The sequence below is a fragment of the Candidatus Phytoplasma oryzae genome, assembly GCF_003263355.1.
Lineage (GTDB): Bacteria > Bacillota_I > Bacilli_A > Acholeplasmatales > Acholeplasmataceae > Phytoplasma > Phytoplasma oryzae_B.
This window is the reverse complement of record NZ_JHUK01000001.1, coordinates 103,792-115,450: the sequence shown is the minus strand read 5'-3', so window position 1 is coordinate 115,450 and position 11,659 is coordinate 103,792. Positions and strand designations below refer to the sequence as shown.

The 11,659-nt window shown below is 20.0% G+C and carries 13 protein-coding genes; 4 read left to right on the top strand and 9 right to left on the bottom strand.

Annotated elements, in window-relative coordinates:
• The first annotated feature begins 90 nt into the window (after positions 1-90).
• Positions 91-678: a lambda-exonuclease family protein gene (locus DH96_RS00495; RefSeq protein WP_066539938.1), complete on the top strand. Its 588-nt coding sequence runs from the start codon at positions 91-93 to the stop codon at positions 676-678.
• 57 nt (positions 679-735) lie between these two features.
• Here DH96_RS00495 and rsmG read toward each other — a convergent pair whose 3' ends face one another.
• The 9 genes from rsmG to DH96_RS00450 form a co-directional block, all read right to left on the bottom strand.
• Positions 736-1,353, bottom strand: coding sequence for a 16S rRNA (guanine(527)-N(7))-methyltransferase RsmG (gene rsmG, locus DH96_RS00490; protein WP_066539936.1), 618 nt, complete (start codon positions 1,351-1,353; stop codon positions 736-738).
• A complete protein-coding gene (mnmG, locus tag DH96_RS00485) occupies positions 1,343-3,202 on the bottom strand; it encodes a tRNA uridine-5-carboxymethylaminomethyl(34) synthesis enzyme MnmG (RefSeq protein WP_066539933.1) in 1,860 nt (619 codons plus the stop codon). Before mnmG ends, rsmG begins: the two co-directional genes overlap by 11 nt.
• 37 nt (positions 3,203-3,239) lie before the next feature.
• Positions 3,240-3,863, bottom strand: a complete 624-nt coding sequence (locus DH96_RS00480; RefSeq protein ID WP_066539931.1) for a hypothetical protein — start codon at positions 3,861-3,863, stop codon at positions 3,240-3,242.
• A 179-nt stretch (positions 3,864-4,042) separates the two neighbouring features.
• A complete protein-coding gene (locus DH96_RS00475; RefSeq protein WP_066539924.1) occupies positions 4,043-4,510 on the bottom strand; it encodes a nucleoside deaminase in 468 nt (155 codons plus the stop codon).
• A 36-nt stretch (positions 4,511-4,546) separates the two neighbouring features.
• On the bottom strand, positions 4,547-5,131 hold the full coding sequence (locus DH96_RS00470) for a thymidine kinase (protein WP_066539922.1): 585 nt from the start codon (positions 5,129-5,131) through the stop codon (positions 4,547-4,549).
• A gap of 60 nt (positions 5,132-5,191) precedes the next feature.
• Entirely contained in the window at positions 5,192-5,440 is a 249-nt protein-coding gene (rpmE, locus tag DH96_RS00465) for a 50S ribosomal protein L31 (RefSeq protein WP_066539920.1), read from the bottom strand.
• 680 nt (positions 5,441-6,120) lie between these two features.
• Positions 6,121-6,900, bottom strand: a complete 780-nt coding sequence (locus DH96_RS00460; RefSeq protein ID WP_066539917.1) for a hypothetical protein — start codon at positions 6,898-6,900, stop codon at positions 6,121-6,123.
• 159 nt (positions 6,901-7,059) lie between these two features.
• Positions 7,060-8,259, bottom strand: a complete 1,200-nt coding sequence (locus tag DH96_RS00455) for an AAA family ATPase (RefSeq protein WP_245927099.1) — start codon at positions 8,257-8,259, stop codon at positions 7,060-7,062.
• Positions 8,260-8,308: 49 nt separating this feature from the next.
• The gene (locus DH96_RS00450; protein ID WP_066539912.1) at positions 8,309-8,962 is read right to left on the bottom strand and encodes a hypothetical protein; all 654 of its coding nucleotides are present in this window, start codon (positions 8,960-8,962) and stop codon (positions 8,309-8,311) included.
• Positions 8,963-9,359: 397 nt separating this feature from the next.
• On the opposite strand from DH96_RS00450, the gene acpP reads away from it, so the two are divergent.
• The 3 genes from acpP to DH96_RS00435 all read left to right on the top strand — a co-directional run bounded on the left by acpP (position 9,360) and on the right by DH96_RS00435 (position 11,569).
• The gene (gene acpP, locus DH96_RS00445; protein ID WP_066539910.1) at positions 9,360-9,602 is read left to right on the top strand and encodes an acyl carrier protein; all 243 of its coding nucleotides are present in this window, start codon (positions 9,360-9,362) and stop codon (positions 9,600-9,602) included.
• 110 nt (positions 9,603-9,712) lie between these two features.
• Positions 9,713-10,576: a class II fructose-bisphosphate aldolase gene (locus DH96_RS00440; RefSeq protein ID WP_066539908.1), complete on the top strand. Its 864-nt coding sequence runs from the start codon at positions 9,713-9,715 to the stop codon at positions 10,574-10,576.
• A 21-nt stretch (positions 10,577-10,597) separates the two neighbouring features.
• A complete protein-coding gene (locus DH96_RS00435) occupies positions 10,598-11,569 on the top strand; it encodes an ATP-dependent 6-phosphofructokinase (RefSeq protein WP_066539906.1) in 972 nt (323 codons plus the stop codon).
• The last annotated feature ends 90 nt before the right edge of the window (positions 11,570-11,659 follow it).

The following is an 11,659-nucleotide window of genomic DNA, read 5'->3' as shown; positions in this document are numbered from 1 at the left end:
TTATAATTTTATTATTCAATTCAAAATTTAAAAAAATTTTTTTAAAATAAGAATCAAATAAAAAAAGAAAGGATATTAATTATTAATTCAATGAATTATTTAAAATTAGAACAAAACTCTGATAATTGGCATAAACATAGAAAAAAATATATTAATGCTTCGGAAGTTGCTACAATTATGGATTTAAATCCTTTTGATAACAAAAAAACACTTTTTAAAAGAAAACTTTTTGGTGAAAAAATAGAAGATAATTTTGCTATGAAACATGGAAGATATTTAGAACCAGAAGCGAGAAATTTTTTTAATGAAATAAATAAAACTAATTTCACTCCTATAGTTTGTGTTAAAGAATTTTTATCTGCATCTTTAGATGGTTGGCATGAAAAATCTCAAACTATATTAGAAATAAAATGTCCGTTTTCTCATAATAGTGCTACTTGGAAAAATTTTTTTATGAATAATAAAATTCCTATATTTTATTATGCTCAAATACAAGCTCAATTATATTGTTCCGATGCGGAAAAAGCATTTTTTTTAGTATATCATACTTATCAAAATGCTAAAATACAAGAAGTAGAAAGAAATATTTCCTTTATTAAAGAAATGTATCAAAAATGTTTAGATTTTTATAATTTATTTATTAAAGCTAAAGAAATTGTAAATAAGTTAAATTACTAAAATATAACAAATTTTATGTATTAAAATAATAATTTAATTAATATTAAAATGAAATATTTATTTTTTTTGAAATAATAAATTTACTCTTTTACCTAAATTAAATGGTAATTCAGATTTTTTTTTTTTTTTTAAATGAAAAGAAAATTTTTTTTTAATATTTTTTAATTCTTCTATATAATTTGGTCCTTTCATAGCTATTAAATATCCTTTTTTTTTTATTACTAAAGAAGATAATTTAAAAATAACATCCATTTTTCCTAATGATCTTGTTATAATAAAATTATATTTATTTTTGTGTTCTTCTATTCTATGATGAAAAATAAAAATATTAGATAAATTCAATATTGAAACAAGTTTTTTTAAAAAAATTATTTTTTTACTAATAGATTCTAATAAAAAAACTTTTAAATGAGGATATAAAATTTTTAATGGAATTCCTGGAAAACCAGCCCCTGTACCTAAATCACATAAATGTTCAAATTTTATTAAATTAATTATTTTAGAAACTAAAAAAGAATCATAAAAATGCTTTAAATAAACTTCTTTTTCAGATAACAAAGAAGTTAAATTGATTTTATTACTATAACTTTTTAAAAAAAAATAATATTTTTCTAATTGTTTTAGTTGAAAATTACTTAAAAAAAAACTTTCTTTTAGTAAATTATTATAAAACATAATGATATCTTTTTAAATAAATATTTAAAATTGAAATATCAGAAGGACTAATTCCTAAAATTCTAGATGCTTGTCCTAAATTATTAGGTTTAATTAAATTCAATTTTTCTTTAGCTTCCATAGATAAATTATTGATATCAGCATAATTAATATTATTAGGTATTATTTTTTTTTCTAAAAAAATTAATTTTTCTGCTTCTTTTTCAGCTTTTAAAATATAATCTTCATATTTAATTTGAATTATTAATTGTTCTAATATTTCTGTTTCATACTTTTGATTAAGAAAAAAATTTAAAGCATTCATATTAATTTCTGTTCTTTTTAATAATTGATATAAATTAATACTTTCTTTAATCAAAGAAGAATTATTTTTTTTTAAAAAAGATAGATTTTTTTCATTGGGTAAAATAATAACTTTTTTTAATTTTTCTTTTAAAAAATTAATAATTTTACGTTTTTCTTCTACTTTATCATAAATATCTTTTTCTATTAAACCCATATTATATGAATAATGTGTTAATCTTAAATCAGCATTATCATGTCTTAAAAGTAAACGAAATTCCGCTCTTGAAGTTAATAAACGATAAGGTTCTTGAGCTCCTTTGTTAATTAAATCATCAATTAAAACACCAATATAAGCTTCTTTTCTACTTAATACGAACATATCTTTTTGTTGTATGCTTAAACTAGCATTTATTCCTGCCATCAAACCTTGGCAAGCAGCTTCTTCATAACCGCTAGTACCATTAATCTGTCCAGCAAAAAATAAATTTTTAATTTTTTTAGTTTCTAAATTATATTTCAACTGATTAGGATTAAAAGCATCATATTCAATAGCATAAGCATATTTAGTAATTTTTGCTTTTTTTAAAGCTGGAATAGTTTTTAAAATTTCATGTTGAACTTCTTCTGGCATACTAGTAGAAAGTCCTTGCAAATACATTTCTTCTGATTGCAAACTTTCTGGTTCGATAAAAATTTGATGTCTTTCTTTATTACAAAATCTCACCACTTTATCTTCTATCGAAGGACAATAACGAGGTCCTTTACTTTTGATATTACCATTGTACATAGGAGATTTATCTAAATTTTTTTTTATTAATTCATGAGTATATTGATTAGTATGAACTAAAAAACAAGGTTGTTGAATACCTAATTTTTTAATAATAGATGGAGAACTAAAAGTTTGAAGAAATTTATCTCCTTCTTGAATTTTGGTTTGACTATAATCTATAGTATTTTTTTTAACTCTTGGCGGAGTACCTGTTTTTAAACGTATAATTTCAAAACCATATTTTTCCTTTAACTGGTGACTAATATCATATACAGTAGGTGAATTATTAGGGCCTAAATTAATTCTCTTTTTTCCAATTAAAATTTGACTTGATAAATATGTTCCTGTAGTTAAAATAACAGTTTTGGAATAAACATAAGTATTATTAATTAATTTTACTCCTTTTACTATATTTTTTTCAATAATTAAATTTTTAACTAAACCTTCTAAAAAAAATAAATTAGAACGTTTTTTTAAAAATTTTAATATTATCTTAGGATATTCTATTTTATCTATTTGAGCTCTTAAACTTCTAACAGCAGGACCTTTTGATGTATTTAACATTTTTATTTGAATTTGGGATAAATCAGTTGCTTTACCCATCAAACCTCCTAAAGCTTCTATTTCTCTAACAACAACACCTTTAGCTGGACCACCGATAGAAGGATTACATGGTAAAAAAGCTATTTGTTCTAATTTTCCCGTAATCAATAAAGTTTTATGATTTTTAGATAATATAAAAGCCGCTTCTACACCTGCATGACCGCCCCCAACAATAATACTGTCATAAATCATTCGTTTCGCATCTCCATTTTTTTAAAAAATTTGTTTTCTATTTTTTCTTTAAATTTAAACTAAAAAAATTTTGTTTTTTTAATATACTTTCAAATTTTTCTTCGCCTAATAAAACTTTAGTTTTTTTAATAGTTTTTAAAAAAGATTCTTTTTTAAATTTATAAAAAAAATCATTTCGTTTTTTGCGAAAATAAATAAAAATAACAACAAAAAATATAAAAAAAATAAATAAAAAAAACCAAAATTTAAAATAATTAATAAATATTTTTATCATTAAAGCAAAAAATAAAGTAAAACAAATAAAATTAAAAATTAACAAAAAATCTATATATATCAAATCTCTACGTTTTTCTAATAAACTATAAAGAAAATTAGCATAAAAAATATTAATTTCTTTTTGATATAATTCTTTAAATTGATTATAATAATCTTTTTCAATAAGAACTCGACATATATCTCCTTCAATAGTCCAAATAACAAATTGATTCATTTCTAAAAAATAATTATTATATTTACTTTGATGAAGAAAAAAAAACTCAATTCTCTTTTTTTGTTGATTTAAAAAAAATTCTTCTTGTTTAAAAGAGTCTCCTTGAATATTTTTAAAAATAAAAGGAAAGAGTTGAATTTTATATTTTTTATAAAAAATTTTTTTTAACATCTAAAATTCAACTCTTTCTTATTTTTTAAAAATTAATATTTAAACTTCTTCTAAAGTTATTATTCACATTAAATTCAAACTTATGGATGCTTCAATTAAGACCTGACCAGATTTATTTGTCTTTAATTGAATAATAACTTTAGAAAAAGTTTAAATTAAAATAAATAATTATATCAAATTTAATTATTTTTTCTAAGATTTAAAAAAAATTTCTTCAAAATAATTGAACTTTCTTCAGATAAACATCCAGATTGAATAAATATATTTTTAAAAGAACAAGTATTTAATTTAGAAAATTTTATATTAAAATGCTCTATAAAACCCGATTTAAAATTACTAGCACCATAATATAATTTTTTAATTCTTGCTTGAATTAAAGCTCCTATACACATTATACAAGGTTCTAAAGTTGTATAAATACTTATTTCTTCAAATTTATAATTTTTTATTTTCTGATTCAATTTACTTAAAACCAAAAACTCAGCATGAGCAAAAAATAACTTTTTGTTTTCAATATTATTATGAGCTCTAGCTACAATTTTATCTTTTAAAACAGCAACAGCGCCTATAGGTACCTCATTTTTTAAAAAGGCTTTTTGAGCTTCTTTTAAAGCTTCTTTCATAAAAAAAATTTTTTTATATACCATATTTTATATTGATTAAATTATTTATTTTAATTAAATTTATAAAAAAATATGACATTGCTTGCAACGAGGTTCATGAAAATTTAAACCTCCAACTAAAACGACCTTGTCTTTGGAACTTGGTAAATTACCGTTTTGCATAATTCTTTGAGTCCTGGAAGCTTCTTTTTTACAAACCATACAAGTAGCTTTTAATTTAGTTACCTTATCAGCAATTGATAAAAAATAAGGCATAGAACCAAAAGGGCGAGCACAAAAATCTAATTCTAAACCACTAATAACAATATTAATACCTTTAAAAGATAAATTATTTAAAATTTTTTCAATATTACTATCAAAAAATTGTGCTTCATCTATAAATAAAGTATCAAAATTATTTTTATTTTTATTTACAAAATCTAATATTTCATCGCTATTATGAACTACTAAAGAAGGGAAAGTAATTAAATCATGAGTAACTAATTCTTTTTTTATAGAATAACGTTTATCAATAATGGGCTTAAAAACTAAAAAATCAATATTATTAGACTTTAAAAAATTAATTTTCGCTATTAATGCTGTAGTTTTACCAGAAAACATAGGACCACAAATCACTTCTATAAAACCTTTATTATTGAAAATCATTTTTAAAAACCTTTCATATTCTATATTTAATATTTAAAAAAATTAAATAACAATATTTTTTTATTTCTTATCATTTTTATTTTCTTCTTTTTTTTCTTTTTTATGAAGAGTATAATTATATTTTTTATTAAATTTATCTACTTGTCCTGCTACAGTTATAAATTCTTGAGTATTATTATAAAAAGAATCACAATTAGAACAAGTATCTATTTTCATTTTAGTAACCGTTGTTCCTATTTTATGCTTTTCTTTACAAGTATCGCAAACAACTTCTATCTCATACATTTTAGGTTGTTTTTTATTTTTCATAATAAATTTCCTCATTTTAAATCTAATATTATAAAATACATATTAATTATTTTAACATATAATATTATTGATATCAAAATAATTTTAAAAATATTTTATTATATATTTAAAAAATAAAATCAAAAAAATATTTTAATATATCTTTTTAAAAAAATATTCATCTTCTTTATGATTTTAATAACTATAAAAATAAAATATAAAAAACTAAATGACCTCTAAAAAAATTTTTTATTATACAAAATCGGCAAAATAATTATATAAAAAATAATTTAATAATTAAATAATATTTTTTAAAAGAATAATTATTATCTAAAATATCATTTTAAAAATATATAAAAAATTACTAAATTATCCATCTCCAAAATATATCATAAATATATTGAATATTCTTTTCTTTTTAGCAACTTTAAAAATTTACTATCCGTATTAGAACAAAAAATAGTCAATTATAAAAAAAAATAATAAAAATTAGCTACTTTTTTTTTAAAAACAATATAAAAACCAAAATTAAATTTCTACTTCTTTTTTAATAAAAAAATTTTTAAAACAAATATTTTTTAGTTAAAAAATTCTATTTTAAGATAATTTGAAAAAACTGATTTATTACTTAACAAAAAAAAATTTAATTTTTTAAAATTTTTTAAAAAAATATTCTTTAATAATCAAATATTAATAATATTTTATCGAAAGCTAATCCCTTCTAGCCTAAAATCAAATTTAAAAGCATAACAAGTGTTTTCTACAAAAGAAAAAGTTTCTAATTTACAACCTAAAAAAATTTGTTTTTTTCCTCTATCATTTTGTACTTCTTTTATATTCAACGAATCTAACAAAATCATAAAAAGATTTTTAGCATTAATTCTTGCATCTATTTCTGAACTAATTTCTTCTCCTCTTTGAAAATCATAAATATAATTCAAAATTTTTCTTTCTTTTTGTTTATCTTCGATAACATCAGGAAGATTTAATTGTAAAAATCCATCTATTATTTCTGTTTTTAGATCAGATACTGCTACTTCATGAGTTTCTGAACAAATTTTTTTATAATGAGGATAAGGATTTAAATTTGATCCTAAAATATAGTTGTAATATTGATTAAAAGTTAAATATAAAAAAAAACTAATCCTAATTGTATTATATTTATTTTTGAATTCTTCTATAGAATTAATATTTAAAGTTTTATTTAACATTTTTTTATTAATAATTTTTAAATCTTCATAAAATGATTGATCATCGGGTTTATAACCAAAAACATTATTTGTATGTGATGAAAACGTTGCTTTATCATAAACATTTAATACTAACTCATCAGAATACGACGAACTTGCTGTTGATTCGTTATTATCTACATTCATTGCAATTACTTTTTTATTGTTTAATAAAAAAAAATTTACCATAACTATTAATAAATTGACTACAACAATTATTCTTTTTATTTTTTCTTTCTTAATTAAAAACATTATTGATAATTTTCTCTCCTTTTTTCCTTACTTTAAAAAAAATTTTATCACATAAAAAAATATTTTCAATTTTTATTAAAATCTAAATTAAAATTTGAGATTTTTTTATCGTTAATTTAATCAAATTATTTTGTTTAAGATTTACTAAATAAAATATTTTTAAATATTATTGTTCAATTGTTGTTGTTCTATTTTATCTAAAAGATCAGATATATTTTCTAAATCAATTACCTTTTTAACAGCTTTTTTTAAATCTTCTTTATTAATTTCTTTTCTTAAAATTTTACTTTGCTTATCCTCGCGATTATTAGCAAAAACAGAAACAGTTGTTTTTAAAATATTTTCTAAAGAACGATTAGTTTTAAAAAAAGATTTTTGAACAGGTAATTTTTCTAATAATTCATTAATTACTTTTAAATATTCTTTAGCTTCCTGACTGAAAGGATTTTGTCTTTTATTAATCATAAAATATAAAAATGCTTCTCTTTCTTTTTTATTTCCGGGTTTGATTTCTATATGATAAGTAAATCTAGATTTTATAGCTTCATCAATTTGGTTAATATGATTTGTAGCTCCAATTATAAAAATAGGTTTTTGGATATTATTATGAAAAGAAGTAATTTCTGTTTTAAATTGATTAACAACATTAGCAATTTCCGATCCTATTTCTAAAGTATTTAATTTAGCAAAAATAGTCTCACATTCATCCAAAAAAATAATAGCACCATTTTTTTTTTCTGCTACTTCACGTGCTCTTTGAAATAAATCTCTTACCATTTGAGGAGCTATTCCTTTATATTTTTGCGAAAACAAAGAACTTGATATTTCAAAAAAAGGTAAATTAATTTCTTTAGCTAAAGATCTAACCAAAGTAGTTTTTCCTGTACCAGGAACACCATAAAATAGAATTCCTAAAGGAGCTTCTACTTTTCCTATCCCTTGATATTTTTCACTATTTCTATTTGCAACAAAATCAATAAAATTGTCTAATGATTCTATTTCATCTTCAAAACCAATTAATTCATTAAAATTTAAAAATTTTTTAGTATCTATTGGCTTAAAAAAATATTTTTCTTCTTTTATTATGTTTTGTTCGTCATTATTTTTATCTTTTTGTATTTGCATATTATTTGGGAAAAATAACTCTTGCGTAATTGGATTTAATTCTGTTTCTAATTTTATTTTATCCTTTACTTCATTTATTAAAGTATTTATTCTTATATAATTTTTATAATTTATCCATGTAAATATACCCAAAATAAATAATAAAAAAAATAAAACCAACAAATAAATTTTGTTATTTTTCAATATTTTTTTATCATTAAACATATCATTATATTTCGTTTTCTTCTTTAACATTATTTTTTAAATAAAAAATATTTTAAATTTTTGTAAAAATTTTTTTTATTTAAACATTCAAAATTAAATTATTATGAATTGTTTTAACACCACTTTCAAAATCTTTATCTTGTTGATTAACTAAATGATAATGAATAATTAAAGAAAGTTCTGGATTTTCTTTATCTATATAATTTTTAATTTCTTTGATTTGTTCAATTTTAATTAAAACTTGAATTTTACCAATACCAACACTATCATAAAAAAATTGAGGTTTTTTATTTTCTTCATAAATTTGATAATTCGTTAAATTACTAAAGCCTTGAGGATAATAAAAAAAAATACTTAAATTAAAATATTTTTCTGGATCATAAAAAGTATTATTTGTATCAAACTCATAGTTTATTTTCAAAAATAGAGGAATTTGTATATCCATACTATTTTTATTTAATTGAGCTTCATGTTCTATTTCAATTAAATGAGTATATTTTTGTTCATTTAAATTTGGCAAAAATAATGGTATAATCTCTAATTTTTCATTATCTTTCTTTGTTATTTTTTTTTGTACTTCGAAAGATGGCATATTTTTAATAAACTTAATTTTTTCTTTCTTTTGTAAATAAAAAAAATATCTTCTTATGCCATAAATAGAACCAAATGTTAATAATAAAAATATAAATATTAAAAAAAATATTTTAATCTTGTTTTTCTTTTGAACTTTCAATTTAAAACTCCTATCTTTTGAAAAATTTTCAAAAAGATATTATTATTTTAAGAAAAATATACTATTATTTATGATATAATCACATTTAAATAATAAAAAAATCATTATTTAATTTATTTAAATTCTAAAAAATAGTAAAATAAATTGTTTAATTATTTGATTTCAATGAAATTATTATTATTAAATTTTTACTAAAAAATGTTAAAACATATGATGATACTATCATTTTTATATAAAAAGTCAATTTTTTAGATAAAACAAGATTCATTTAATAATTTAATATAGTATAATTACATTATAAAATATAAATTCATTAACTTTAAGTTTATTTTAATAATTATTAAAATAATAATTATAAATTATAATTAAAATTTTTTTAAAAAGGATAAATAAAAAAATGATTTTTCAAAAAATACAAGAAATAATTGCACAAAAAGTATCTATCAAAAAAGAAGATATTTATTTATCTACTAGATTAAAAGAAGATTTAGGTTTGGACTCTTTTGATGCAGTAGAATTAGTAATTCAGTTAGAAAAAATTTTTAATTTAAAAATAACAGATGAAAAAATACAACAATGTAAAAAAATTAAAGACATTGTTGATTATATTAAAAAGACCTTAAATGAAAGTAAAAAATAATTCTAATAGTTTTTTTATGTATTGATAAAATAATTTAAATTATTTTATACATAAAATTCAAAAAGTTTAAATATAGTTTTTTATAAAAAAAGAAGGGATTTCAACTAAAATTGTATTTCTATAAAGAGATTATCAGAAAAGCTTTTCAAAAAAACTATGCTATTGCTCAAATTAATGTCACTAACCTAGAATGGATTAAAGCTACTTTAGAAGCTGCTGAAGAATTAAAATCACCTATATTTGTAGGTGTATCAGAAAAAAGTGTAAAATATATGGGTGGTTTTGGAACAGTTGTTGCAATAATTAAAGAATTAAAAAAATTTTATAAAATTTCTGTTCCTATAATACTACATTTAGATCATGGTTCTTTTAAAGGTTCTGAGAAAGCCATTAAAGCTGGTTTTAATTCTATTATGTTTGATGGAAGTAATTATAATTTTAGTATAAATATGTCAAAAACAAAACAACTTATAGAAATATGTCAAAAAAAAAATATTCTAATAGAAGCTGAAATAGGTTGTATAGGCGGCGAAGAAGAAGGTATTTTCAGAGAAGAAAATATTGCTAATCCAAAAGAATGTTTAAAAATAACAAAATTAGGAATTGATATGCTTGCTATTGGTATAGGAAATTTTCATGGACAATATCCTCCAGATTGGTTAGGTCTTGATTTTAAAATTCTTGAACAAATTAAAAAAGAAACAAAACAAAACATTCCTTTAGTTCTTCACGGAGGAACCGGTATTCCTGATCAAATGATCAAAAAAGCTATTTCTCTCGGTATAGCTAAAATTAATGTTGATACTGAATTTAAAATGATTTTTGCAAAATCAATACGTAAATATATCGAAGATGGGAAAGATTTATTAAAGAAAGGTTTTGAACCAATAAAATTATTAAAACCAAGTTTTTTATCTATTAAAAAAGCTATTAAAAATAAATTAATATTATTCGGTTCTATTAATCAAAGTTAAAAAAAGAGGCTTATTAAAAAAATGAAATTAGAAAAAAAATATGAAAAAATAGCAATTTTAACTTCAGGAGGAGATGCTCCTGGAATGAATTCTGTTATTAGAACTGTTTTTTTAACATCACAAAAAAAAAATTATAAAGTTTATAGTATAAAAGATGGATTTTTAGGTTTATATAAAAATAAAATAGAAGAAATGACAGAAAAAAGTTTTCCTTCGAGAATATTGAATATTTCTGGAACCTTCTTAGGTACTTCTCGTTTTATAGAATTTAAAACAGATAAAAATATAAGACAAAAGTGTATACAAAATTTAAAACAAAAAAACATTGAAACACTTATTGTTGTTGGAGGTAATGGTTCTTATCAAGGTACCTTACTTTTAAGCAGGTTAGGGTTAAAGTGTATTGGTATTCCAGCCACTATAGATAATGATATCAATTATAACGACTTTACTATTGGTTTCAGTACAGCAGTTAATAATATAACTGATGCTATTGACAAAATAAGGGATACTTCTATTTCTCATCACAGATGTACTATCATAGAAGTTATGGGTAGAATAACAGGTGATTTAGCTTTATATGGAGGAATTGCCAAAGGAGTTGATATTATTATTACTCCTCAAAATATTATTCCTAAAAAAAAAATTTTAGAAAAAACTAAAGTTTTATATAATTCTCAAAAAAGACATTTAATTATTATTATTACTGAAAATATTTTAAATATCGTCAATTTAGCTCAAGAAATAGAAAAATATAGCGGTTTTGAAACAAGAGTACAAGTTTTGGGTCATATACAAAGAGGAGGTAATCCAACAGCCGAAGATTTATTTTTATCATCTCAAATGGGTTATTATGCTGTTAACTTATTATCTAAAGGAATTTATAATGTTGGAGTAAGTTTTTATAAAGGAGATTTATGTTTTTTTACATTAGAAAAAATATTAGAACCAAAAATAATTAAAAATCCATTAATCAATTTAATTAAATTTTAAATATTTTAAAATTTAATTAAATCAAATAACTTTTAATTAAAAAACTACATTCAATCTTTAAAGAACAAAAAAAAATTAAAAAAGAGGTAT